Genomic DNA, 26,027 nt, shown 5'->3' with positions numbered 1-26,027 from the left:
TTGTCGAATCAAGGAGAATTTTAACGATATGGCATTAAATAAACGGATATGCTTGGTGCGAATATGAAAATGGGACTGGAAACGGGTACGATGCGAAAACAATTGACGGTGCTCATCACCATGATCGGCGTATTTACCGTCGTGTCGTCGCTATTTATTTATGAATGGCTAAATCCTACGTTTCAGTACCCTGAAGCGCAAGCTGGGGTGTTGGACGCCAGGCAATGGGATTTTGCGAAGCAAGGGATCATCCCGCTTAGGGGAGAGTGGGAGTTTTACGAAAACAAGCTGCTGACGCCGCAAGACTTTCTCGCGAGCGGAAAGGCGCTGGAGGCGCAGCGTCGAATCGTTCGCGTGCCAGGCGGCTGGGAGGGGGACGATTCCTCCGGCAGCGGATTTGGCGCGGGTACCTACCGTCTGCGCATCGCGGTCAGCGAACCGTATTTTTATAGTCTTAGAGGCAAAAAGATTCGCTTGTCCAGCCACGTCTACATGAACGGGGCGGACCTTGGCGGCGCCGGACAACCGGCTTTGTCGGCGGATCGGTTCGTGCCCAGCAATCTTCCGTTCTTTGGTACGGTCAAAGCGGATACCGGCACCATCGACATCCTGATACAGATCGCCAGCTACCGCTATATGAAAGGCGGATTGGTGCAGGCGCCGGAATTCGGCATAACCGACGATGTATTGGCGAGGCGAGACAATGCCAGACTGGCTGACATGATCGTCATCACCACGATGCTGGTGTTCGGCATTTATTTCGCAGGCACGTTCAGGCAATGGAAAAAGGAGCCGTATCTCGTATTTTTCAGTTTGTTTTGCTTGTCGCTGGGGCTATTCTTCTGCTTCGACAACGAGATCGTCATTGCAGCCCTGTTGCCGGCGATGTCCTTCCTGTTCTTGCAGAAAATGCTCTTCGTCCTGCCTTATATTTCAATCCTGTCGTTTGCGCTCTATGTCTATTTATATCTGGATTACAAGGGAGGCGCGAAATATAAGTGGCTGAGCAGGATTGCATTCGGCTATCTGGCCGTATTGATCGCCGTTCCGAACGATTTTTTGGTTCATATGCTTTGGCTCGGAATCGTTCTGCAAATCGCCGTTTTCGCTCTCATTATTCGCTGGATTTTCCGTCATCGGAATAGCGGCGTCCAGATTTATTATATTCTGTCGGGTTTGTTTTTCCTGATCATCAGTTGGGTGTATGCGCAGACCCGTTATCAATTGGCGCTGGACAACCCGTTTTACATGATTGTGACGCCGCTGCTCCTCGTTTTGTCCCAATCGTTTCTCATGTCGGACCGGGCGCGCGAGGCGTTCATGCGCAACGAACGGCTGACCGAGCAGCTTATTGCGCACGACCGCCAGAAGGACGAGTTTCTTGTCCGCACGTCTCACGAGTTTAAGACGCCGCTGCACGGCATTATGAATCTGGCGCAAGTGGTGATCGATCAGAGCGGCGAAGGGCTGACGGGACGGCATCGCGAAAATTTGGATTTCATCATTGCCCAGGCGACCCGCCTGTCTGCGCTGGTTAACGATATTATCGATTTTCAGAGCCTGCAGCGCGGCAGTCTGGCGTTCCACGACCGGTTGTTCGATGTCAGCGGCACGGTGGAGGCTACGCTCGAAGCGCTCAGGTATATGCGCAAGCACGATCAGGTGCGGCTGTTCAACGAGGTGCGGCCGGGAACCTATTATTTGTTCACCGACGAGAATCGCCTGAAGCAGATTCTCGTGAACCTGGTCGGCAACGCGTTGAAATTTACGGATAGGGGAAACGTGACGGTCGCCGCACAATCTCAGGAGGGCTGGCTGCTTTTGACGTTCGCGGACACCGGCGCCGGGATGAGCGAAGAGCGGCAGCGGAGGCTTTTCACGGACGATCCGTATGAAGGCGCAGGAGGACCGGCCGGGCCGGGCTTCCAATCTTCCGGTCTGGGACTTAAGATCTCGAAGGCGCTGGCCCAGCAGATGGGCGGCGACCTGGCGCTGAAGCGGTCGGAGCCGGCAAGGGGCTCCGTATTCGAGCTCCGGCTGCCGGAAGCGGAGGCGCCGCAGAAGGAACCGGTCGTCGCTGCTGCAGAAGCCGCTGCCAGTCAGGCGCAGCAGCCGTTGCAGGGGCCAAGCGCGGCGATAAGGGAAGAGACGCCGATAACGGAAGAAACGCCGCCGGCGGAAGAGACGCCGCCGTACGGGGCGATGCCATCGCGCAAGGTGAAGATCTTGCTGGTGGATGACGACGCCTCCAACATCAAGGTGCTGCAGGAGTGGTTTGCGCCCAGTCGCTATCGCATTTTAACGGCGTACAACGGTGCGGATGCGCTCAAGCTGATCCGGCAGCATCAAGGCGAACTGTCGCTAATTCTGCTCGACGTGATGATGCCCGGGCTCTCCGGGTATGAAGTGTGCAGGCGCATTCGGGCGGAGCATCCGCTCTATGAGCTGCCCGTATTGCTGCTGACGGTGCGCAACTCGCCGGCCGATGTCGCGACGGGCCTCGAGGCGGGGGCCAACGACTTCCTGGTGAAGCCGTTCAGCGGCAAGGAGCTGCTAGCCCGGGTGCAGACGCTGCTGCAGCTGAAGGAAGCGGTCGGACAGGCCATTCGCATGGAGACGCTGTTTTTGCAATCGCAGATCAAGCCCCACTTTGTCTACAACGCTTTGAGCGGCATTATCTCGTTATGCTACAGCGACGGCGCGCGGGCGGGCAAGCTGCTGGGCGAATTCAGCAACTATCTGCGGCTCAGCTTCGATCTGGATCCCCGGCACGCCAGGGTCAGTCTGAAGCGCGAGCTGTCTCTCACGAAGTCTTACATCGAGCTGGAAAAAGCGCGGTTCGGCGAGCGCCTGAACGTGGAGTGGGAGGTGGATGCCGGAGCGGAGCCGCTGATTCCGGCATTGATCCTGCAGCCGCTGGTTGAAAATGCGATTCGCCACGGTATTATGAAACGGCTGTCGGGAGGCACTGTTGTCATTCGGGCGAAACGGGAGCCGGACGGGCTGCGGATTGCCGTAAAGGACAATGGGGTCGGCATGACCGACGAGCAGTTGAATCGTATGCTGAAGCCGGAGCGAATGGAGGGAAGCATCGGCCTGATCAACGTGCATAAGCGGCTGATGAACGAATACGGGCAAGGCCTGCGGATCGAGAGCTTGCAGGGCAAGGGGACAACAGTCGCTTTCCTGATTCCTTCGCGCAAATGGGAGGGAGAGGCGGACGCTGACGGAGAGGCGGGCGAATCGGAATGAGAGCCGTGATCGTAGACGACGAGCCGTTGGTTGCGGAGCAACTCGACCGGATGCTGGCAGGCGCCGGCGTGACGGTGCTGGGCCGCTGCGCGAATCCGCACGAGGCGCTCGGAATGGCAAGATCGCTGCAGCCCGACGTGCTGTTTTTGGATATCGAAATGCCGGAGTTGAACGGACTCGAGATCGCGGAGCGGGTGTATGCGGACAAACTCGACATGGAGGTCGTGTTTATTACCGCTCACAATCAATACGCAATCGATGCGTTCCGGGTGAACGCGCTCGACTATTTGCTGAAGCCCGTGATGGAGGAGGACTTGCAGCGTTCGCTGGAGCGGGTCGAAACGAGGCGGCAGCATCGTGCGGGCGCCTTGGGCAGCGTCGGACAACGGACGGTTGCGGTCGAATTGTTCGGCAAGTTCGCGCTTTATTTGGACGGAAGTCCGGATCCGGTACGCTGGGTCACTTCCAAGTGCGCGGAGCTGCTCGCCTATATGCTGCTCCAGCCGTGGGAGAAGGAGGTCAGCAAGTGGGCGCTGTTCGAGGCGCTCTGGCCGACCCAGAACGAGGAGAAAGCGGGCATTAATCTTAGAAGCACGGTGAGCCGGATCAACAAGACGTTAAGGGATTCGGGCTCGGGCATCGCGCTGACTTCGATCAGGAACGGCTACAGGCTCTTCTTGTCCGATGAGGTGCCGGGCGTGGACGCCGCTGAATTGGAGCTGTTCGCGCTGGATGCCGTCGAGCCGGACCCGAATAACCTGGCGCATATCGAGCAGCTCGTTCACCGCTGCAGCCGACCGTTCCTGCAAGAATTCGACGGCGCCTGGTGCGAGCCATACCGCAAGCAATACCGCCAGTATTTTCTGCAGATGGGGAAGAAGCTGCTCCTGTATGATGAACGAACCGGGACGGAGCCGCTCAAGGCGCTGCGGCTGGCCGAGCTGCTGGTCGAACACGACCCGTACGACGAATCGCTGCGGGAAGCGGCTTTGAAGCTGCACTATCGGATCGGCGGTTCCCGGCGGGCGAACGGCTATTATGAAGCATACGCCGAGTTGATCCGGACTGAGCTTGGGACCTTGCCGGGCCATGCGATTGCCGGGTTGCTTCGCGCCTTGACGGATTGACGCTATCGCATGAAGGAACCCAAGGGGGACCCAATGGAGGGTTCCTTTTTTGTTTGCAACAATTTTGCAACATCGCGCCCGTTATAATGACACCATCGTATATCAGCATGAAGGCGAGTGGAGAAAACAATGATTAAACGTTGGATATCGATCGTTACCGTATTATTTTTAATCGTGGCCAATATTCCTCAGTATGCTTTTGCAGGGTCTCTTGATGCGTGGACGATCCGGAGTCCGCTTCCTACCGGAAACGAGCTCAATAACGTCGCCTACGGAAACGGCATCTATGTGGCGGTGGGGGCCAACGGCGCCATTTTGACCTCCACTGACGGAACGAACTGGACAAGCCGAACGAGCGGCGCTCCGATTACTTCTTTAAATGACGTTGTCTACGGGAACGGCAAGTTTGTGGTGGTGGGGAACAGCGGGAAAATACTGACCTCCATCGACGGATCGAGCTGGACGACCCAAGATAGCACCGTTACGAATTCTCTTAATGGCATCGTCTACGGGAACGGCGTGTTCTTGGCAGTTGGAGATACGGGGAGAATTGTGACTTCCCCCAACGGAACGGATTGGACGGCCCGGCCGAATAGCAATGGGAGTGCTCTATACGAAGTCACTTACGGAAACGGGATGTATGTGGCGGTGGGGGCGAACGGCACGATTATGACCTCCAACAACTTAACGACCTGGACGAAAGTGACGAACAGCACCACTACAAATTCACTATCTGGCGTCACCTATGGAAACAGCTTGTTTGTGGCGGTGGGTGTATCCGGAACGGTTGTGACCTCCAACAACGGAACGAGCTGGACGAACCGAACGATTGACACTACGACATATATGACGGACGTTACCTACGTAAACGGCATGTATGTGGCAGTGGATTACTATGGATTGATTGTGGCCTCAAGCAATGGAACGAGCTGGACAAGCCAAGCAAGCGGCTTCTCGGGTAGATTATATGCTGTGGTCTACGGCAATGGCATGTATGTGGCGGTGGGGGCAACGATGCTAACCTCTACCAATGGAACGAGTTGGACGAACCTTGCGGTCGGTCCCAGGGGTCATTTTTATGGCGAAGTTTACGGAAACGGCATGTATGTAGCAGTCGGTTTTTCCGGAGCAATCGAGACCTCCGTCGATGGAGCGAACTGGACGACCCGTTCGAGCGGCACTACGAGTATTCTAAATGGCGTCACCTATGGGAACGGCGCGTATGTGGCAGTAGGGAATGCTGGAACGATTCTGACTTCCAATGATGGAGCGAGCTGGACGAGCCGAACAAGCGGCCTTACGAATGCGCTGAGAGGCGTTGCCTACGCAAACGGCGCGTACGTAGTGGTCGGGGACATGGGGGGCATCTTGACCTCAAGCGACGGCGTGCAGTGGACAAGCCAAACGAGCGGTTCTACGAATGCTTTTTCCAGTGTCACTTACGGGAACGGCGCGTACGTAGCAGTAGGTGCCGGCGGACAGATTTTTACCTCCGGCGACGGCGTGAGCTGGATGAGCCAAACGAGCGGCACCGCGAATTATCTATATGGGGTCGCCTATGGGGGCGGCACGTATGTGGCGGTGGGCAACCTTGGAACGATTTTAACGTCGAGCGATGGAGCGAATTGGACGAAACAAACGAACGCGAGCAGTAATATACTAAGGGGCGTTACTTACGGAAACGGCACGTATGCCGCAGTGGGGGACAGCGGAACGATTGTAGCTTCTAGTGACGCTATAAACTGGGCGAGCCGAACGAGCGGCGTGACGAGCATTCTATATGGCGTCGCCTTCGGAAACGGCACATACGTTGCGGTGGGTGCGAGCGGAACGGTCTTGCAATCCGATGTCATCGCGGTTGCACCGGCAATCAACAGCGTGAGCGTCAGCCCGAGCAGCGCAAGCGTGGCGCAAGGAGGCAGCAAGCAGCTCGCCGCGGCAGTAACGGCTGTCGGCGGTGCAGCGGATACGGTCTTGTGGACGAGCAGCGATGCCGGCAACAAAGTGACGGTGGACGGTACGGGGAACGTGACCGTTGCAGCGGATGCGGCGCCGGCAGATTATACGATCACGGCTACGTCAACGTTCGATAGCAGTAAAAAAGGCACCGCAACGATTACGGTAACCGCGGCGATGTCGCGGGAAGCGACGCCGACGGCGGATGTCGACTACGCGGCTGAGCAGCTTACGGGCCTGGTGACGAACGGTGCCTACACCGTCATCGGCACGGCGATGAATGCTGACGCCAGCGGGAAAATCGCGATCGAGGACAGCTGGCTGGGCGCCGCTGTTTACGTGGTCAAGAAGGGCAACGGCACGACGACGACCGACAGCCTGGCGCAGACGCTGGCTCTGCCGGGCCGGCCGGATACGCCGAACGCAGGGAAGACGGACGAGAGTTCCATTAACGGCAGCAACGGTACGCTGACGAACGTGACGCCTGCGATGGCGTACAAAAAAGCAGCGGACAGCAACTGGACGGACATCACCGGCATGAGCATGACGGGGCTGGCGCCTGGCACGTATACCGTGCGCGTCAAAGCAACGGCTTCGTCCTTCGCATCGGCAGCGCAAACGGTCACGATCGCGGCGTTCGTGGCGACGCAGGAGGCGCAGCCGGAGGCGGAGGTCGACTACGCGGCGGAGCAGCTGACGGGCCTGGTGGCGAACGGTACCTACGGCGTCAACGGAACATTGGTGACGGCGGACGGCAACGGGAAAATCGCAATTGAAAACAGTTGGCTGGACGAGGTCGGTTCCTTGTTGAAAAAGGGCAACGGCACGACGACGACCGACAGCCTGGCGCAGACGCTGGCTCTGCCGGGCCGGCCGGATACGCCGAACGCAGGCAAGTCGGACGAGAGCTCCATCAACGGCAGCAACGGTACGCTGACGAACGTGACTTCGGCGATGGCGTACAAACAGGCAGCGGCCAGCAGCTGGACGGATATCACTGGCACAAGCGTAACGGGTCTTGCGCCGGGAACGTACAACGTGCGTGTCAAAGCAACGGCTTCTAGCTTCGCATCGGCAGCGCAAACGGTCACGATCTCTGCGTTCGTCGCGACGCAGGAAGCGCAGCCGGAGGCGGAGGTCGACTACGCGGCGGAGCAGCTGACGGGACTGGCGGCAAACGGCGCCTATACCGTCAACGGCACGACGATGACAGCAGACGGCAGCGGCAAGTTGCAGATTGACGCCAGCTGGCTGGGCACAGACGTGAACGTGGTGAAAAAGGGCAACGGCTTGACGACGACCGACAGCCTGGCGCAGACGCGGAGCTTACCGGGTCGCCCGGCGACGCCAACGGCAGGCAAGACGGACGAGAGCTCCATCAACGGCAGCAACGGTACGCTGACGAACGTGACTTCGGCGATGGCGTACAAACAGGCAGCGGCCAGCAGCTGGACGGATATCACTGGCACAAGCGTAACGGGTCTTGCGCCGGCTACCTACAATGTGCGCGTCAAAGCAACGGCTTCGTCCTTCGCATCGGCAGCGCAAACGGTCACGATCTCTGCGTTCGTCGCGACGCAGGAAGCGCAGCCGGAGGCGGAGGTCGACTACGCGGCCGAGCAGTTGACGGGCCTGGTGGCGAACGGTGCCTACACCGTCAACGGCACGGCGATGAACGCGGACAGCAATGGAAATATAGCGATCGAGGACAGTTGGCTAGGTGGCGCCGTTTACTTGGTGAAAAAGGGCGACGGCACGACAACGACCGACAGCCTGGCGCAGACGCTTGCCCTGCCGGGTCGACCGGACACGCCGACCGCAGGGAAGACGGATGAGAGTACGATTAACGGCAACAACGGTACGCTGACGAACGTGACGCCTGCGATGGCGTACAAAAAGGCGGCGGACAGCAGCTGGACGGACATCGTCGGCACGAGCGTAACGGGTCTGGCGCCGGGCACGTATGCCGTGCGCGTCAAAGCAACGGCTTCATCCTTCGCGTCGGAGGCGCAAACGGTCACGATCGCGGCGTTTAACGCGACGAAGGAATTGAAGCCGACGGCGGATGTCGACTACGCGGCTGAGCAGTTGACGGGCCTGGTGGCGAACGGTGCTTACACCGTCAACGGCACGGAGATGAATGCTGACGCCAGCGGGAAAATAGCGATCGAGGACAGTTGGCTGGGTGCCGCCGTTTACGTAATCAAAAAGGGCAACGGCACGACGACGACCGACAGCTTGGCGCAGACGCTTGCCCTGCCGGCCCGACCGGCGGCTCCGGTCGATATATCCGTGACGGATGTCACCTATAAAGGAGCTAATAACGGTTCAATTCTCGATCTGAACCTTGGAATGGAGATTAAAGAAGGAAATAACGGCACGTGGACGAAATCGACCGGTACCTCGGTTGTCGGGCTGGCTCCAAGCACCTATTATGTGCGGATCGCCGCGACGGCATCGAGTTTTGCCTCCATCCCCGCTCAAGTGACCATCCATGACACGGATGCAACCCTTCCGGCTGCGCCGGATGTGAGCGCCGACGATGCGAGCAATGTGATTGTCGGGCTGGACACGACGATGGAATACTCGGTGGACGGCGGCGCTTACGTCCGATATGACGGAACCAACATGCCGCAGCTAAGCGGCGAGCATACTGTCCTGGTAAGGGTGGCAGCCAGCGGCTCCGTTCCGGCAGGTCCGGCGACTACGCTGATTTTCACGACAAATATGGCCGTTCCTGCAGGCGGATTGACGGTAACCGCAACGGATCCGAGCGGCGCGGCCAATGACGGCAAAACAATGGTTACGGTAACCCCTCTCGCGGGAGAAAATCACCGGCTGGTGTACTTTAACTTCGGCAGCGGGACCGTAGAAGTGCCGAATGTGGGCGACACGCTTAGCGGCTACTCGAACGTCCCAAGCGATCGCATGATCCCGGCGGCGAACGGCGACAAACTCGGCATAGCCGAGGTAGATGCGCAAGGCCAAGTCGTAAGGTTTGGCCAAGCGGCGGCGATTGTAATCGCCGAACCGACGACTTCTCAGCCTTCGAATGAGACGCCGACCGGAACAGCCGGTCCGAAGGAAGAGTCGATCGACGTGCTGGTGAACGGCAAGGTTGAAAATGCGGGCAAAGCAACAACGACGGAATCGGGCGGCGTCAAGACAACGACAGTCGCCGTCGATCCGGTCAAGCTGCAGGCGAAGCTGGATGCGGAGGGCGCGAATGCCGTCGTCACCATTCCGGTCAAGTCGGCGTCGAACGTCATTGTCGGCGAGTTGAACGGCAGGATGGTTAAAAACATGGAGAACCTCTCGGCGACGCTCGTTCTGCAGACGGAAAAAGGAACCTACACGCTGCCGGCGAAGCAGATCAACATCGATGCATTAGCCGGGAAGTTCGGCAGCGGCGTGAAGCTGGAGGATATTCAGTTAAAAGTTACGATTGCTCAAACGCCGGACACGATGGCCAAGGTTGTCGAGAACGCGGCATCGAAGGGCGAATTCTCCGTTGTCGTGCCCGCGGTTGACTTCACGGTGTCGGGCTCCAATGGCGGGAAAACGGTCGAAGTCACGACCTTTAACGCCTATGTCGAACGCATGGTAGCTTTGCCGGACGGCATCGACCCCAATCGTATAACGACGGGCGTCGTCGTTGACGCAGACGGAACCACGCGGCACGTGCCGACCAAGATCGTTCTCATCGAAGGCAAGTATTATGCGAAAATGAACAGCTTGACCAATAGCACGTACACGGTCGTATGGCATCCGCTCGAATTTTCCGATGTCGCGAACCACTGGGCCAAGGCTGCAGTTAATGATATGGGCTCGCGGATGGTTATTGAAGGCACCGGGGGCGGCCTGTTCAGTCCGAACCGTGATATTACGCGCGCCGAGTTCGCGGCCATTATCGTTCGGGCTTTGGGGCTCAAGCCGGACCATGAAACGACGCCATTCGCGGATGTGAAGACATCTGACTGGTACAGCGACGCGGTCAACACAGCCTATGCATACCATTTAATCGCTGGATTCGAGGACGGAACGTTCCGGCCGAACGACAACATTACGCGCGAACAGGCGATGGCGGTGCTCTCCAATGCGATGAAGCTCACCGGACTGAAGGACAAGCTTCCCGTTCAATCGGCAGATGCGGCTCTTCTTCCGTTCACGGATGGGGCGAGCGTATCCTCATGGGCGAAGAGCAGCGTCGCGGACAGCGTGCAGGCAGGGATCGTAGCGGGAAGAAGCGCCGGAAGCGCCGCTTCGCTTGCGCCGAAAGCCAACATGACCAGAGCGGAAGTGGCCGTGATTATTCGGAACCTGCTTCAAAGGTCGGACCTGATTTAAACGAAACAGTCCTCTTAGAACGGGCAAAGTCATGAGAACCGCCTCCAATAGATTGCCATTGCATCGTCACTCGCAAAGGGCCATTTATTGGAGGTGTTTTTGTATTTCCAATAAAATGTACGTTTTCCTCTATTGCGTTAAAATCCGGATATATACGCCCGTTTGCCCAGTCCATATAATTTGAATCGTACCATCATCGCCAGGAAAAGGGGTTAACTATGAGTCGATATGCGAAGGCTGCACAGTTATTCATGTTTTCGATCGCAATAGGATTATTGCCCGCGTTAGCCGCATGCTCGAACGATAGCAACAACAAGGCTTCGGCAAGCCCGAGCCCGGCAAGCACGGCCGCAAGTCCGTCCGCTTCGGCAAGCGGCACGACGCCGGAAGCGAAGGAGCTATGGAACCAGAAGTTCGACCCTGGGGTAACGATAACGACGGCCATCGTCGACGACGGCACCTCGAGAGGCAACGCGTTCAAGCCTGGCGAGTCCATGGAAGACAATGCGAATATCCGCTGGATGAAAGACAATATGGGCATCAACGTCAAATTCGACTTTATCGTCACGAAGCCGGAGGATTACGATACGAAGCTCCGCCTGCTGCTCTCGAGCGGCGGCAAGCTGCCGGATGCCTTCGCGGCGGGGAACGATCCGCTGCAGAGTCTGATCGCGGCCGACAAGCTGATGCCGCTGGAGGACGCGATCGAGAAATACGCGCACCCCGAATACAAAAAGCTGCTTGAGCAGTACAGCTACGCCATGGGCGAAGTAAAGGAGGATGGCCATATCTACGGGCTGCCGGCATTCTTTATGGGAGACGAAGGCACCGTCATGTGGATTCGCAAAGACTGGCTCGACAGCCTCGGTCTGCAGCCGCCCAAGACGCTGGACGAATTCGAGAACGTGCTCAAGCAGTTTACGGAGAACGATCCCGACAAGAATGGCAAGAACGACACGATCGGCCTGGCCGTGCCGCTCAAGGAAGGGCCCTGGACGTGGATGGGCCAGACGGACGCGATCGTCTCCGCCCTGACCGATCAGATGATCAATACGTACGACATCCGCTTGTTTTGGAATAAAGGCGCGGACGGCAAGCTGAGCTACGGCGCGGTCGATCCGGGCGCCAAGCTATACCTGGAGAAGATGAGAGATTGGATGAGCAAGGGTTACCTGGATAAGGAAGCGGGAATCAAAGATCCGGCGAAGGCTTCCGAATTGGCGGCCGGCGGCAAAGCCGGCATGATGTTCGGACCGTTCTGGATGGGCGACTGGCCGCTCGGCGACGCAACCAAAAACGATCCGAAAGCAGACTTCGAGCCGTATCCGCTTCCGGCCGGTCCGAACGGACTGGTAGGCCGCGCGGAGAAGCCGCTGACGCAAGGGTTCACCGTATTCCGCAAAGACTTCGAGCATATCGATGCCTGGTTCGCGTACTTCAACAAGATTTTCGCGAAGAAGCTGGAGCTGGAAGGCGATCCTTACTTCGATCCGCGCTGGAAGAACGGCTATCACGAAGGGTACGACTACGTGATTCAAGACGGCAAGGTCGTCAAGAGCAACTACGAAGCGGCGGGCGTTCCGGCGGACAAGTGGCCGCTCAAGGACGGAGGCACGATGGACATCCGTTTCATGATGACGAATATTCTCGGCAATTTTACGAGCATTCCGAACTCCAACGCCACGGCGGTCAAGAAGTTCCTGGCCGATCCGAACGCCGAGGCGGTCACTTCGATGGAATTCGACGTCAAGCAGATGAAGAAGCGACAGCTCGATGCCGCGGGCGTCCGAATCAACCAGACCGTCAACGAAGGGAAAAATTATTTTACCGGTCCGATGACGCCGACGATGAAGTCCAAAGGCGAGCTGCTGAAAAAGCTGGCTACGGAAAGCTATCTCAAGATCATCTATGGCGAAAAGCCGATCGAATACTTCGACGAATTCGCGCAGCAGTGGCTCAATAACGGCGGCCAGAAAATTACCGACGAAGTCAACGAATGGTACGCGAAAAACCAGTAAAACCAGTAAACAGTAAAACCAGTAAACAGTAAAACCAGTCATTCGAAGAGGGAGGAGCGGGCAGCCTTGGCTCGCCCCTTCTCTATTTTTCCGACGATAGGAAGGATGCATAATGGGAAGGTATTGGCGCAAAACTTGGCCGCTCCACGTACTCTTATTGCCGGCTTTGGCACTCGTCGTTTTGTTTCAATACATCCCGCTGTTCGGGGTCGTCATCGCCTTCCAGGATTATGAACCATGGCTGGGGATCAAAGGCTCGCCTTGGGTCGGCCTGGAGCACTTCCGGTATCTGTTCGCGTATCCGGACGGCAAGCAGATCATATGGAATACGTTGATCATCTCGGCCTCCAAGCTGCTCGTGAGCTTATTCATTCCGATCGTGTTCGCGCTATTGCTCAATGAAGTTCGCAAGATGTTCTTCAAGAGAGTCGTGCAGACGCTCGTCTATTTGCCCCACTTCCTGTCGTGGGTCATTCTGGGCGGCATTCTGATCGATATCCTGTCGACGGAGGGCGGCATCGTCAATCGGCTGTTGAATTCGCTCGGCGTCGACAGCATCTTCTTCCTCGGCAACGGCCAGTGGTTCCGGTTTACGGTCGTGCTGAGCGACGCGTGGAAGGAATTCGGATTTTCCGCGATCATTTTCCTGGCTACGCTCGTGGGCATCAATCCGGCTTTGTACGAAGCGGCCGAGATCGACGGGGCTTCCCGCTGGCAGCAGGTCAGGTCGATCTCCGTTCCGCTCATTATGCCGATCGTCATCGTGGTCGCCACGTTGTCGCTGGGCCGCATCCTGGATGCCGGCTTCGATCAAATTCTCAATCTTTATAATCCGCTCGTCTATTCGCACGGGGATATCATCGATACGTTCGTCTACCGCGAAGGGTTGAACAACGGACAGTTCAGCTTCGGCACGGCGATCGGGCTCTTCAAGTCGGCGATCGGCTTCGTCCTGATCGTGATCAGCTACAGAATGGCCTTCAAACTAGCGAATTACCGGATTTTCTAAGGAGGACGACCATGCGCAATCGCTCCCGAGGGTACGCCGCGTTTACGATCTCGAACACGTTGTTTCTTAGCCTGCTGTCCCTCCTTTGCGTTCTCCCCCTCATTCACGTTCTGGCTTTGTCCTTCAGCTCGCGGGCGGCGGCCACGGCGAATATCGTCAACTTCTGGCCGGTCGGCTTTACGACGGACGCCTACGTGAAGACGCTCGGCAACGCCCAGTTCATCAGATCCTTAGGGATCGGAGTCGAGCGAACCGTGCTCGGCACGGTGCTGTCGATGGCCGTCGTGACGATGGCCGCCTACAGCTTGTCGAAGTCTAGCTACAAATTTCCGGGACGCCAGATTTACATTTGGATATTTGTCTTCACGATGCTGTTCTCGGGCGGGCTGATCCCGTCTTACGTATTGATCAGCAAGCTGCATTTGATCGATAAAATATGGGCGCTGGTGCTGCCTACCGCGGTCAGCGTATGGAACATGATACTCATGCTCAATTTCTTCCGGACGATCCCGCAAGAGCTGGAAGAGGCCGCCCATATCGACGGAGCCGGGCATCTGCGGGTGCTCTGGAGCGTGTTCCTGCCCGTATCGATGCCGTCCATCGCGACATTGTCCTTGTTCACGATGGTGTTCCATTGGAATTCGTGGTTCGACGGCGTCATCTATATGACGAATCCGGACGGCTATCCGCTCGCCACTTATTTGCACGCCATGATCGTAAGCGACAACTTGTCGAGAGTCGGCGTAACGCTCGAGAGCGTGAATAACTTTTCCAACCGAACGGTCAAGTCGGCGCAAATTTTCATCGGGGCGCTGCCGATTTTGCTCGTATATCCTTTCTTGCAAAAGTACTTCGTAAAGGGAATCGTGCTAGGCTCGGTGAAATCTTAGAGCAGGGGAATATCGGCCAGGGCCAACCTCTCCAAATCGCATCGAATCGGGTGAGCTTCCATGTTCAAGCGCAGGCGCGGCACGGTCGGCAAAATGAATATATTCACGAAGGCCATGATCGTGATCGTCCTGATGCTTGTCTCGATTTTCGTCATGTACAATTCTTCGAATAAAACGAGCACGGGCGTCGTCGAGCAAGAGCTGCTGCAGATCAACCTCAATCGGGTCCGGTTTTTCGTGGAGCAGATGGACGTCGAGGCGGACCGGCTATGGAGGGCGGCCTTCGTAATCGCGACCGACCCGGATACGCTGCAGTTGCAGCTTCGATCTTCCTCCGAGCCGGACTATACCTTATTGGCTTCCAAAAGGTTGCTGCTGCAGAAGCTCGATATGCAGTCGACTTCCTTCGAGTGGGCGAACGATTTTACCGTCTATTCCCCGCAATCGGACGTGTCCGTTTCTACGAATCTCATGCAGGTGTACGATACGGAGTACTTCCGGGACGCAAGCCAGGAGCATTGGGATTATCGCGTCATCGTGACGGACCGGGGACCGGGAAAGGCGTTCGTGCGGGATTTGGTTACGCCGTTCGCGTCGGTGGCCAATCCCGGGGATCCGAATCTGTACGTCGAGGTTACGTTCACGTCGGCCAATCTGGTCAAAATGCTGGAGCGGTTCATGCAAGGCAGCGTCGGGCAGCCGTTCCTCTACCGGCCGGGCTACGACCCGATCATGCCGCGGAATCTCGATCCCGAATTGATCGGCGCCATGGCGGAGCAATTCGATATCATCAAGGCGCAGAACCCGACCGAAGGGTCAGTAAAAATTAATTTTCGAAATGAACCGTATCTCGTCAATTACGTGACCTCGGGCGCGCTGGGCTGGTATATGATCGATTATCAGCCGCTCCAAAAAGTGCTCTCGCCGATCGATCACAGCAAACGGATGTTTTACTTGGCAGGCTTGCTGTTGCTGGTGGTGGGCATGGCCGCCGCGGCTCTGCTGTACCGCAACGTGCAAAGACCGATCAACGATCTGATCCGGGCGGTGCGGTCGCTGCGGAGAGGGGCGTACGATTACCGGATCAAGCGCGGGGCGAACAACGAGTTCCATTATTTGATCGAGCAGTTCAACTTGATGTCCGAGGACATTCAGACGTTGATCGATAAAGTGTACGCGGAGCAGCTTCACGCCAAAGAATCGTCCCTGAAGCATTTGCAAGCGCAGATCAACCCGCATTTTCTGTACAATAACTTCGCCTATATTCAGAGCATGGCACAGCTTGAGCGGACGAAGGTGATCGTCGCGTTCACGCAGCACTTAAGCCAGTATTACCGCTATACGACCCGGACGGAACAACAGCTGACGACCGTCGCCGATGAGATGGATCTAATTCGCAATTACCTGGAAATCCACCGGATGCAGTCCGAGCGCCTAGTTTTCCACGAACGGATCGAGGAAGACCTGATGTCCGTTCTTATGCCAAGGCTGCTGCTGCAGCCGCTTGTCGAGAACGCGATCGTGCACGGGATGGAAGGCAAGATCGGCAGATTCGAGATACTCATCGCCGGCAAGAGAACCGGGAGCGGCTGGGAGCTCGTCGTAGAAGACAATGGCACCGGCATGCGGCACGATGATATAGAAGCTTTGAAACGCACGCTGTCGGTGCAGGCCGGTTCGGATCGAAGCCTTGGGCTCCGCAACGTCCATCAGAGACTGAGGCATTACTTCGGTCCGTCCTCGGGGCTGTCGATCGAGCATTCCACGCTTGGCGGGCTTCGCGTAGGGCTCATGATAAAGGACGGAGGCGATTGACGATGTTGGAAGTTCTGATCGTGGACGACATGCCCTCTCAAGTCGACAGCTTTGCCGCTACGATCCCGATGGACGAACTCGGCGTCGGCCGCATCCACAAAGCCTATTCCGGCCAAGAAGCTCTGCGGCTCTATCGCGAGCAGAACATCCATATCGTCATTACGGACATCCGGATGCCGGAGATGAGCGGCATCGAGCTGATCCGCCAGATCCGCGAGATGGGGCGTAAAGTCAAAATCGTCGTCATTTCGGGCTATGCGGATTTCGAATACGCGCAAAGCGTCGTTCCCTACAATACATCCGGCTACCTGATGAAGCCGGTGAATCCGGATCAGATGAGAGAGACGCTGGAACGATTAGCCGAAGAGATCGCTTCCGAGAAAAAGCTGCAGCAGCAGCAGCATCGCGACGTGTACGCTTTTCGCGAAAATCTTCCGGCGCTGCAAGGGGAGCTGCTTAACCGTCTGCTGTACGGCGGCGGAATCCCGAACGCGGAGCTCGAGCGGAAGCTGTTTTTGTTGAACTTGCCTTTCTCCCTGCAGCAGCAGGTCGGCATGTTCGTCGTCAGGTTCGAAGGCAAGCTTCAGGAATACGAAAGCATGGACAAACAGCTCATCGAATACGCGGTGACGAATATGGCGGAGGAGCTGTTCCGCGACGCCTTTCATTTGTGGTTCTGCAGGGACGCCAACGAGTATCTCGTGTTCATCGTGGCGGCCAAAGAAGGGGTGAGCAGTCCGATCCGGCGAAACGAGATGGACGTACGGGCGGCAACCTTGAAGAAAAAGGCGGAGTCGCTCCTGAGCGGCAGCCTCTCCGTCGTGCAGGCCGAGAACGGGTCCTGCTTACCGGAAGGCATACCCGGACTGTATCGATCGGTCATCGACGGGATGCGGACGATCGAGGAGAAGCGCCAAGGCGCGTTTCTGCGGATTGCGGGCCAGCTCGACCGGATGCCGATCGGGACGCTGACTTCGCTGTACCGGCCGCCGCTCTTGATCCATTTGCTGGATACGGGGAACTGGGGGGCTGCGGAGGAGAAGCTGACGGCCATCTTCGACGAGCTGAAAAGCAAAAATTATCCGCCCGAGCATGCCAACGAAGCGTACTTCGCAATCGCGGGCGCTTATCAATATATGGCTCACAAAAGAGGCAAGCTGCTCAGCGAATTCGGCGCGTCCTCCTTCGGCCTCATGCCGGCGGCGCCTTCGCTGAAGCAGCTGGAGAAGTGGGCGTTCTGCACCCTTCATAATCTGAGGGCGCAATCGGACGATTCCTCCGAGAAGCAGGCGAGCCTGGTCGACAAGGTGCACCGGTTCATCGAGGACAACATGAACGACAATCTGTCGCTGCAGACGATCGCCGCGCACATCGGCCTTCATCCGGCCTACCTGTCGAGAGTGTACCGGGCGGAGACGGGCAACAATCTGAGCGATTATATTCTAAGATACCGGATGGACCTGGCCTCGTATTTGCTGCGCAGCAGCGACAAAAAAATATACGAGATCGCCCAATCGATCGGCTATCAGGCGGTGCCGCATTTTATTAAGCTGTTCAAAGCCTTCGCGAACATGACCCCGCAAGAGTTCCGCGACCGCGCGGGGGGATCGTAAGCTGGAACCCTATCATTTCGGACGCTCAACGATTGTCTTGCACATCCAGTTGAATTATAATTCTGATAACGATTCTCAATGGATGTGCATACGATGACAACGAAGTCTCATATACAAGAGCAGCTCCTCCTGTGGGATGCGGCAGTAATCCGCGTCATTGACGTACGGCATCGCGTGATGGTACGCGGCCAGCGGCTTCGGGATTATCGGCTGCCGGCGAGCGCCTTTGTGTACGCCGTGCGGGGCGGCGCGCGGATGACGCTGGATGGCGCCCCGCATGAGGCGCAGCGGTTTTACGTGATGCATGGCGGCAAGGGCGCCTGCGTGGATATCGAGCCGACGGACGACAGGCTTGAATTTTATTTTGTTTTTTATAAAGGGACGGTTCCCGAGGCGGGGCGGCGCGAGCTGCTTCGCTTGTTCGAGCGGCATGATCCGTTCGGGCTGAGCTACGGCTTCGCGCCGACGAATCCCGCCCTTTTGCTGAACCGGGCGGTAGCGATGCTGGAGGCCGTGCGGATGCGGGGCACGCTAGATCGGCTGAACGTGAAGTCGCTGTTCTATCAATTCGTGAACGAGCTGCTGCGTCAGATGGAGGAGGGGGAGAGCGAAGCGGTCCGTCCGAAGCTGGCCGAGCAGGTCGTCCGCTATATCGAGGCGCATTATGCCGAGCCGATTACGCGCGAATCGTTGGCGGACCTGTTTCATTATAGCGTCCCTTATCTGTCCAAGCAGTTCCGGCGGGAAACGGGCGACAGCGTGATCGATTACTTGATCCATGCGAGAATACGCAAGGCGGTCCAACTGCTGGAGGGCAGCGAGCTGTCGATTCAGGAAGTCGCGGCAAGCGTCGGCTACAGGGACGTATCCTACTTCAACCGAATATTCAAGAAGACAACCGGCATGACTCCGAATCAATGCCGCATGGGCACACATGGCGCGCCGGCAGGCTTCGATCGTCCTGTCGCGAGGCGCGGATCGTCCATTGTCGCTTCCGGCCTTCGGTTCTATACTGATCGTGAGAATGAAAATCATAATCAGCATAACAGAAGGAGACATGTTTCGGTGGTTCGTAATCGATCGGCTAGAGGGGTGTCCGTGCTGCTCTGTCTCATCATGCTACTGGCGGCTTGCTCGAATGCTTCCCCAGGGGGAACGGGCGGTAGCGGCAATCAGGCGAGCGGGAGCACGGCGAGCAGCACGGCAAGCAGTAATGTCGCGGAGGGAGGAAGCGCGGCAGCGCCGTCAAGTCAGCAAGCGGAAGCGACGGCGAGCGCGTCGTCGGACACGATCACCTACCACGCCGTTAACGGGGACGTGCAGATTCCGAAAAATCCGAAGCGCATCGTCGTAGTTGCCGGCGCCTATGCCGGATATTTGCTGACGCTCGGCATCAAGCCGATCGCGGTCGGGGAAGAGGCGTTTCACAACTACAATGAAGGCAAGCTGGACGGCGTAGAAAATATCGGCAGCGACGTTCCGGTTGAGAAAATTTTGGAGCTGCAGCCGGATTTGATCTTAATCTGGGATGGTGCCGATCAGTTGGAGAAGCTAACGAAAATTGCGCCTACGGTTGCCCTTGCGTATGGCGTGCCGGTGAGGGATCAGCTGCGGGAATTCGGCAAAATGACGGGCCGCGAGTCGCAGGCGGAGGCGTGGATCGATTCGTGGGATGAGAAGATCGCCGAGTACAAGCCGCTCGTGACGGCCGCGGTCGGCGATAAGACGGTGTCGATCTTCGACTCGAGCAGCGCGAAGGAGTTCTACGCATACGGCAGCTTCGGCAGAGGCGGCGACATTATTTACGGCGAATTCGGCCTGAAGGCGCCGCCGATTATTCAGAAGGAAGCGATCGACAGCGGCACGGGCTGGGCTAAGCTAACGCTGGAGCTGCTTCCCGAATACGCAGGCGATTATATCTTCATCAGCGGCTGGACCGGAAGCGAGAATCCGGAGCCAGTGTTCCAGGGCTCGATCTGGGACAACCTGCCCGCCGTGAAGAATGGTCGCGTGTACCGTAACGACACCCGAGGCTTCATTTACAGTGATCCAATCTCGCTGGAGGCCGAGCTTACCTATGTCGTCGACAGTTTGACGAAGGGCTAACGAAAAGGTGGGAGGACGCCCTGGCTTGGGCGTTCTTTTTTTGTCCGCGCATTCCTTCCTGACCCGGGCGCCGGCGCATCGTGGACAGGTAAGCGCCAGTTGGCTGGCGAGTTGGCGCTTTTCGGCTATTTTGCTGGTCGAAAAGCCTGCATTTGTACATGTATTTTCTGCCGGCCAACGGTACTTGATGAAATGCCTGCAAATGTGCAGGTAAATTCAAAGCGTAAGCTTGTAATCTGGCTGATGGAGGAAAATACCTGCACTTTTGCATCTTTCCTGTCCTAAAGGGGCGATATCGGCAAAAAAGATGTATATTTGCAGGCATTGCGGCGAAAGAACGACGCGGGCGGCGTTTTAGTCCAGAGAAAGGCTTGGAAACGCAAAGTCGTCGTACGAATCGTGCGCCAGCCGCTTCGCATCCATGCCGGCCGCCTCGAGTCCGAGCAAGATGCCCCCGATGACGGGGTCGAACCTGGGCGGGATCAGGGCGATGTCCGGGTAGCGTTCCTTGACGCGCCGGCCGAACGACCGGAACAGCAGCGGGCTCGATTTCCATACCCCGCCCGATACCGTCAGCGGCAAGTCTTGCGCGTTGGTCTTGCCGATCAAGTGAACCATCTGGTCGGCCAGTTGTCCGGCGGCATCCTCCAGGATCCGGGCGGCCACCTCGTCGCCCGAAGCGGCGCACTGCCCGACGAGCGGACAGAGAGAGGCGACGAGCTTGCGCTGCGCGTTCAGCTTCGTCGCATAGAGCATAATCATGACGTCCAGCAGGCGGGGGAAATTCCACAGGCGCAGAATCTGCTCCAACAGCATCGTGGACGGTCCGCGCCCGTCCGCCATGAGCGAGCATGCCGCCAACGCCTGCTGACCGATGTGCGTCCCCGAGCCTTCGTCTCCGATCATGGCGCCCCAACCGCCGACAGCCGAAAAACCTTCCCGATTGCGCACGCCGGCAAACGATCCGGTGCCTGCCAGCGCGAGGCTCCCGTGCCGCTCTTGAATGGCGCCGAACAAGGACAGCGTAAATTCGTCCGAGATGTGAATCGCCGTATTCCCGCCGGCAAGCGTGTCCAGCGCTCGTTCGATGATCTCGATCTGAAGGACGGGCATCGCGGTATAAATCGCCGAGAGGTCCGAAGCCGCGATGCCCGCTGACGCCAGCGCTTCAGTAACCCCCAAGCGAATGGTCGATATGATCTCGTCCGCGGTATCGAACTGCGAGTTGGTCGAGCCCGCGATCGCCCGTCCCACGAGCTTGCCTTGTTCGTCGGCGATCAGGCAGCTTAGCTTGGTGCCGCCACCGTCCAACGATGCGATATATCTCATCGGACATCCTCCGCCTACGTCAGGTTAGCGACGCGAACTTCAATTCCTTTTTGCTGAAAAAGGCTGTTGAACGGCTCTCTCAGAGCCTGATCCGTAACGACGTGCCGAACCTTGTCGAAGCTGCTGATGCTGAAGACGACATTCTCGTTATTGAATTTGCTATGATCCGCGAGCGCGATCACCTTGTCGGCGGACGCGATCATTTTGTTGCGGATGGCCGCCTCCTGCACGCTCGTGTCCCGCAGCCCTTCCGGCAGAAGGCCCTTCGGCGCGATAAAGGCTTTGTTCACCCGGAGCTTGGATATCATCTCTTCGGCGAAGGAGCCGACGAAAGACTGCGTGTAAGGACTCAGGGTGCCGGCGATGCCGATGACATTTCCGTTCCGGTATTCCTTGAGCTTGTCGAAGATCGGGATCGAATTCGTAATGACCGTCACGTCGTTCATCATGGCGATCGCGTCGGCCAGCAGGATGGTCGTCGAACTGGAATCGAGGAAGAGGCTGTCGCCTTCCTCGATCAAAGCGGCTGCCTCGTGCGCGATCGCCGCTTTAATATCGCTTAACAATAGAGACGTAGCGGACAGCGGCTGCACGTCTTCCCTGATGACGGACGCGCCTCCGTAGTTTTTCGTAATCTTGCCTTGCTGCTCCAGCAGCTTGAGATCGGACCGGATGGTGACTTCGGATACCTGGTATATGCTGCTCAGTTCGGCAACCGAGATGAACTGGCGATCCTGGGCTAATTTATAGATCTCGTCTCTTCTTTGCGAAGCGAACATCGTCGATCTCTCCTTGCGCGATGCGATATACGGGCGGATGTACGATGATTTTATATCAAAACCTTACGATTCACAATGAAAACGAATTAAATATAAAAATTGACAGTCCAAAAACAGAGAAATATAATAAAAACGTAAATGAATGAAAGAAACCGAAAGGTTTAAGCGTATTTCTAACCTGTTATATTCCGGGGAGGCGTAGGGTTATCCTTGCACAACCATTCGATCTCAAGCAAGTTTACTTTCAGAAGATTAACGAATTAATTCAACGGGTGGAGCAAACGCAAAGCGAGGCGATCGATCAGGCGTCGGCTATCATCGCCGGTGCGGTCGAGCAGGGAAGAGGACTTCATGTGTTCGATACCGGCCACATGCTGGACAGCGAATTGATCGATAGAGCGGGAGGGCTATACAGCTTCAAGCGGCTCTCCATGAGGTTCGAGATCGACAACGATGTCCGCAAGCGCCCCCAGGACGGGGAAAAGGACCGCAGCCTTGAAGGTCTGATGAAGTACGCGTTAAAATCGAGCAACGTTCAGCCCGGGGATGTCCTGGTCATCGGGAGCGTATCGGGCAAAACCGTATTTCCGGTCGACCTTGCGTTCGAAGCCCGACAACTCGGCGTCACGGTCATCGCGCTGACGAGCCTGACTTATTCGCGGCTGTTGAAGAGCGACCATTCCACCGGCAAAAGGCTGTTCGAGCTGGCCGATCTGGCAATCGACAACTGCGCGCCGGCGCTGGATGCCATGATCGAGGTGCCTGATATGGACGCGGCGATCTGTCCGGCTTCGGGCATCTCTTCGGCCGTCATCATGTGGGCGATCGAAGCCAGGACGGTCCAGCTTCTGCTGGAGCGGGAGATTAAGCCTACCGTGCTTAAGTCGATCAATAACCCCGGCAGCGACAAATTTAACGAAACGCAGATGCTGCGCTACCAAGAGACGGGACATTGAGATGGACCCGATCGCGGAATACTGCCATAGCGTGACCGAGGCGGTGCGGCGGATTCAAAGCGAGCAGCGCGATGCGATGACCGCCGTCGCGGCGCTGCTCGCGGATAAGGTGGAGAGCGGAAGGTCGATTTATATTACGGGCTGCAGCCACTCCAGCCTATTCGCCCAGGAAGTGTTTTACCGGGCCGGCGGGTTCCTGCTCATGAATCCGATCCTGCTGCCGGGCATGACGCTCGACGTTCGCCCGGTCACGCTGACGAGCCAGTACGAACGAATATCGGGCATCGCCGCAGCGGTATTGTCCGGCTCGCCGATTGAAGCGGGGGACGTCCTGTTTATCGCTTCGGTGTCCGGACGCAACGACGTTCCCGTAGAGATGGCCTTGTGGGCGCGGGAGCGGGGCATATCCGTCGTCGCGCTGACCTCTATGGCCTATTCCCAAGCCGTAACGAGCCGGCACGACAGCGGGCTGCGCCTGTTCGAGGTCGCGGATCTCGTTCTGGATCTGATGTGCCCGGAAGGAGACGCGGTATTGGATATCGCGGGACTGCCGGTCAAGACGGGAGCGATCTCCACGGTAACCGGCATTACGATGATGCATGCGGTCATCTCGGAGACGCTCAGGCTTCTGGTCAAACGCGGCATGACGCCGCCGGTGTTCATGTCCGGCAACCGGGACGGCGGAGACGCCTATAACCAAGCGCTGCTTGCGCAGTATCGTACGCAGATTCACTATATGTAGGCAGGGGGGAACGGGGCATGAGCAAAACTAATTTTGTTGGCGCGCAATCTTTTCCGGTCGGAATGTGGGTGCCGCCTCCGGCAGCCGAGGTTTCCGTCGAGCGATACAAGGAAATGCGCGACTGCGGGTTTACTTTTGTAATCGGATTCAGGGAAATCGAGGATGGCGAGGAGACGGTGCTCAGGGCGCTCGATTGCGCCGAGGCGAACGGCCTCAAGTACCTGGTCAGCGACCCTCGCGTGAAAAACCTGGCTATATCCGAGTTGGCGGAAATGGGCCCGCTCGTCGCTCCTTATACCGCGCATCCCGCCTATATGGGGCATTTGTTCTTCGACGAGCCGGGCGCCGACGAATTCGAACGGTTGGCCGCGCTTGCCGAGCGCTACTATGCGCATGTGCCCGACGGTCTGGCGTACGTCAATTTGCTGCCCACCTACGCGAAGCCTCCGATGTGGGGGACGGATACATACGCGGACTACGTGGAGCAATTCATCCGTACGTTTAAGCCGAAAGTGTTGTCGTACGACCATTATCCGCTATTAATGGACAAGAACAAGCCGGACTACTTTGCGAACCTGTGGTCGATAAGCGAAGCTTGCCGCCGGCACGACGTGCCGTTTTGGCTTTTTATTCAGACGCTGTCGTTCAACGGGAAATACAGGGAACCGAATGAAGCGGAGCTTCGTTGGCAGGTCAATCTGAGTCTTGCCTTCGGAGCGGTAGGGATCCAATACTTTACCTATTGGTCGCCCGACGATGCGAACAACGAGACCTTCGGCGAAGCGCTCATCCGCAAGGACGGCTCCAGAACCGAACAGTACGACCGCGTCAAGCGAATCAACGACGAGCTTGCTGTCGTCGGTCCGGTCTTGCAGTCTTTGCAGCCGGAGGGCATTCTCGTGCGCGGGGAGATTCCGGACGGCGTCGACCGCGTCTTGCCTTCCTTCGGACCGGTGGCCGCCCTGGAAGGCGACCCGGTCGTCGCGGGCTGCTTCTCCGCCGACGGGCAGCCCGATTCGTTGTTCGTGGTCAATCTCAGTCACGACGATCAGGCCGAATCCGTCATCGTCTATGACCAAGCGCCTTCGGTGACGGTCCGCCTGGAGCCGGGAGCAGGTAGGTTGATTCGGTTGCGGGAGACGAACTGAGCGTAGAAAATGTACTTAGAGCATGTATAGCATGTTTAAGAGCGTCCTTAATGGGGCGTTCTTTTTATTTGGCGGAAGGTTGGATGGAGGTTGGATGAAGGAGGGCGGAAGGGTGAACGAGGCGCATTCGTGTTGCTTGTTAGAAACGAAGTCTATACTATATAGAACAGGGTGCGTATCGACTTGCGCTAACAATCACAATGGACGGGATGGATTCGATTGAGCATAGATGAAGTGAAAAATGAGCTGCCTCCGAATTATGAAGAGCTAAAGGGAGCCGCGAATCGGACGTCCAGCTGGAGAGAACGTTTGAACGCAGTAGAAGAGCTAGGCCAGTGGAACACGCCTAAAACGATCGACGTGCTCAAGCACAGGTTAAACAACGACACGGTCTATCAAGTTCAAGAGGCCGCATACCGTAAGCTTAAGCAATGGGGCGAAGACGTTCAGCTGCCGCCAAGGAAGACCGGCGACTTGATCAAAGGCGTTACTAAAATCCTGGTGCGAATTAAGAAAAGCTTGCCGGCGGATCATTCCTTCGAAGAGTTTAAAGAGAAGCTGAAAAAGATGAGACTCGACGTCTACGATGCCTACGAAGGCGAAAGAGGCGCTGATTTTGATACGTGGCTAGAAAAAGTGTGGACTTCGTTATAATAGCAGGATAGCAAATGCCAAAGCCAACTCCGCGGTCGGAGTTGGCTTTTTTGCGCGCGCGTCGGCTGACAGGAGCCTCTTGAAGGTTAGGCCGATCGAAAAGCCTGCAATGGTACATCTTTTTTCTACCGAGCAGCGGCGTATGATGAAATGCCTGCGAATATCAGGCTGTTGAGAAAGCAGTTTTACGCAGCCAACTGTAGCCTGATCCGACGAATATGTAAATAAATGGTCGACAGTGCGCACCAAAAGCCCGAACCTTTGCAGGAAGAAGTCTTCGCCAGGT

General features: G+C 57.1%; 16 protein-coding genes. 13 read left to right on the top strand and 3 right to left on the bottom strand.

What is annotated here, in order from left to right:
* The first annotated feature begins 90 nt into the window (after positions 1–90).
* From ACFOTD_RS32075 to ACFOTD_RS32035, 9 genes are all read left to right on the top strand, one after another.
* Positions 91–3,252: a hybrid sensor histidine kinase/response regulator gene (locus ACFOTD_RS32075; RefSeq protein WP_378124055.1), complete on the top strand. Its 3,162-nt coding sequence runs from the start codon at positions 91–93 to the stop codon at positions 3,250–3,252.
* Positions 3,249–4,379: a response regulator gene (locus ACFOTD_RS32070; protein WP_378124054.1), complete on the top strand. Its 1,131-nt coding sequence runs from the start codon at positions 3,249–3,251 to the stop codon at positions 4,377–4,379. The genes ACFOTD_RS32075 and ACFOTD_RS32070 overlap by 4 nt, the downstream gene beginning before the upstream one ends.
* A 129-nt stretch (positions 4,380–4,508) precedes the next feature.
* Positions 4,509–10,682 carry an S-layer homology domain-containing protein gene (locus ACFOTD_RS32065; RefSeq protein WP_378124053.1) on the top strand — a complete coding sequence of 2,058 codons (6,174 nt, stop codon included), beginning with the start codon at positions 4,509–4,511 and terminating at the stop codon, positions 10,680–10,682.
* A gap of 218 nt (positions 10,683–10,900) precedes the next feature.
* Complete coding sequence (locus tag ACFOTD_RS32060) at positions 10,901–12,700, top strand: type 2 periplasmic-binding domain-containing protein (RefSeq protein ID WP_378124052.1); 1,800 nt, start codon at positions 10,901–10,903, stop codon at positions 12,698–12,700.
* A gap of 112 nt (positions 12,701–12,812) precedes the next feature.
* A complete protein-coding gene (locus ACFOTD_RS32055) occupies positions 12,813–13,709 on the top strand; it encodes an ABC transporter permease (RefSeq protein WP_378124051.1) in 897 nt (298 codons plus the stop codon).
* Between the two features lie 11 nt (positions 13,710–13,720).
* Positions 13,721–14,599: a carbohydrate ABC transporter permease gene (locus ACFOTD_RS32050; RefSeq protein WP_378124050.1), complete on the top strand. Its 879-nt coding sequence runs from the start codon at positions 13,721–13,723 to the stop codon at positions 14,597–14,599.
* Positions 14,600–14,659: 60 nt separating this feature from the next.
* Positions 14,660–16,414, top strand: coding sequence for a sensor histidine kinase (locus ACFOTD_RS32045; RefSeq protein ID WP_378124049.1), 1,755 nt, complete (start codon positions 14,660–14,662; stop codon positions 16,412–16,414).
* 2 nt (positions 16,415–16,416) lie between these two features.
* Positions 16,417–18,027: a response regulator transcription factor gene (locus tag ACFOTD_RS32040; RefSeq protein ID WP_378124047.1), complete on the top strand. Its 1,611-nt coding sequence runs from the start codon at positions 16,417–16,419 to the stop codon at positions 18,025–18,027.
* Between the two features lie 93 nt (positions 18,028–18,120).
* The gene (locus tag ACFOTD_RS32035) at positions 18,121–20,133 is read left to right on the top strand and encodes an AraC family transcriptional regulator (RefSeq protein WP_378124045.1); all 2,013 of its coding nucleotides are present in this window, start codon (positions 18,121–18,123) and stop codon (positions 20,131–20,133) included.
* Between the two features lie 354 nt (positions 20,134–20,487).
* On the opposite strand, the gene ACFOTD_RS32030 is transcribed toward ACFOTD_RS32035, so the two are convergent.
* Entirely contained in the window at positions 20,488–21,462 is a 975-nt protein-coding gene (locus ACFOTD_RS32030; protein ID WP_378124044.1) for a BadF/BadG/BcrA/BcrD ATPase family protein, read from the bottom strand.
* A gap of 14 nt (positions 21,463–21,476) precedes the next feature.
* Positions 21,477–22,241 carry a DeoR/GlpR family DNA-binding transcription regulator gene (locus ACFOTD_RS32025; RefSeq protein ID WP_378124043.1) on the bottom strand — a complete coding sequence of 255 codons (765 nt, stop codon included), beginning with the start codon at positions 22,239–22,241 and terminating at the stop codon, positions 21,477–21,479.
* A gap of 185 nt (positions 22,242–22,426) precedes the next feature.
* On the opposite strand from ACFOTD_RS32025, the gene ACFOTD_RS32020 reads away from it, so the two are divergent.
* The 4 genes from ACFOTD_RS32020 (at position 22,427) to ACFOTD_RS32005 (ending at position 25,741) form a co-directional block, all read left to right on the top strand.
* Positions 22,427–23,197 (top strand): sugar isomerase domain-containing protein, encoded by a 771-nt coding sequence (locus ACFOTD_RS32020; protein WP_378124069.1) that lies wholly within the window; start codon positions 22,427–22,429, stop codon positions 23,195–23,197.
* Position 23,198: 1 nt separating this feature from the next.
* On the top strand, positions 23,199–23,939 hold the full coding sequence (locus ACFOTD_RS32015; RefSeq protein ID WP_378124042.1) for a sugar isomerase domain-containing protein: 741 nt from the start codon (positions 23,199–23,201) through the stop codon (positions 23,937–23,939).
* A gap of 17 nt (positions 23,940–23,956) precedes the next feature.
* Positions 23,957–25,087 carry a beta-galactosidase gene (locus tag ACFOTD_RS32010; RefSeq protein WP_378124041.1) on the top strand — a complete coding sequence of 377 codons (1,131 nt, stop codon included), beginning with the start codon at positions 23,957–23,959 and terminating at the stop codon, positions 25,085–25,087.
* 219 nt (positions 25,088–25,306) lie between these two features.
* Positions 25,307–25,741, top strand: coding sequence for a HEAT repeat domain-containing protein (locus ACFOTD_RS32005; protein ID WP_378124040.1), 435 nt, complete (start codon positions 25,307–25,309; stop codon positions 25,739–25,741).
* On the opposite strand, the gene ACFOTD_RS32000 is transcribed toward ACFOTD_RS32005, so the two are convergent.
* The coding region (locus ACFOTD_RS32000; protein ID WP_378124039.1) for a hypothetical protein at positions 25,736–26,027 on the bottom strand (292 nt) is incomplete at its 5' end. The two genes, ACFOTD_RS32005 and ACFOTD_RS32000, sit on opposite strands and share 6 nt — an antisense overlap.

The organism is Cohnella sp. GCM10012308 (assembly GCF_042649185.1).
GTDB lineage: Bacteria > Bacillota > Bacilli > Paenibacillales > Paenibacillaceae > Cohnella.
The sequence above is the reverse complement of the archived record's forward strand: the minus strand, read 5'-3'. Positions and strand labels throughout refer to the sequence as shown.

What these genes read in the sequence shown, in the direction of transcription:
- ACFOTD_RS32075 (WP_378124055.1), top strand. Translation starts at nt 91, where the DNA reads ATGCGAAAACAATTGACGGTGCTCATCACCATGATCGGCGTATTTACC.
- ACFOTD_RS32070 (WP_378124054.1), top strand. Translation starts at nt 3,249, where the DNA reads ATGAGAGCCGTGATCGTAGACGACGAGCCGTTGGTTGCGGAGCAACTC.
- ACFOTD_RS32065 (WP_378124053.1), top strand. Translation starts at nt 4,509, where the DNA reads ATGATTAAACGTTGGATATCGATCGTTACCGTATTATTTTTAATCGTG.
- ACFOTD_RS32060 (WP_378124052.1), top strand. Translation starts at nt 10,901, where the DNA reads ATGAGTCGATATGCGAAGGCTGCACAGTTATTCATGTTTTCGATCGCA.
- ACFOTD_RS32055 (WP_378124051.1), top strand. Translation starts at nt 12,813, where the DNA reads ATGGGAAGGTATTGGCGCAAAACTTGGCCGCTCCACGTACTCTTATTG.
- ACFOTD_RS32050 (WP_378124050.1), top strand. Translation starts at nt 13,721, where the DNA reads ATGCGCAATCGCTCCCGAGGGTACGCCGCGTTTACGATCTCGAACACG.
- ACFOTD_RS32045 (WP_378124049.1), top strand. Translation starts at nt 14,660, where the DNA reads ATGTTCAAGCGCAGGCGCGGCACGGTCGGCAAAATGAATATATTCACG.
- ACFOTD_RS32040 (WP_378124047.1), top strand. Translation starts at nt 16,417, where the DNA reads ATGTTGGAAGTTCTGATCGTGGACGACATGCCCTCTCAAGTCGACAGC.
- ACFOTD_RS32035 (WP_378124045.1), top strand. Translation starts at nt 18,121, where the DNA reads ATGACAACGAAGTCTCATATACAAGAGCAGCTCCTCCTGTGGGATGCG.
- ACFOTD_RS32030 (WP_378124044.1), bottom strand. Translation starts at nt 21,462, where the DNA reads ATGAGATATATCGCATCGTTGGACGGTGGCGGCACCAAGCTAAGCTGC.
- ACFOTD_RS32025 (WP_378124043.1), bottom strand. Translation starts at nt 22,241, where the DNA reads ATGTTCGCTTCGCAAAGAAGAGACGAGATCTATAAATTAGCCCAGGAT.
- ACFOTD_RS32015 (WP_378124042.1), top strand. Translation starts at nt 23,199, where the DNA reads ATGGACCCGATCGCGGAATACTGCCATAGCGTGACCGAGGCGGTGCGG.
- ACFOTD_RS32010 (WP_378124041.1), top strand. Translation starts at nt 23,957, where the DNA reads ATGAGCAAAACTAATTTTGTTGGCGCGCAATCTTTTCCGGTCGGAATG.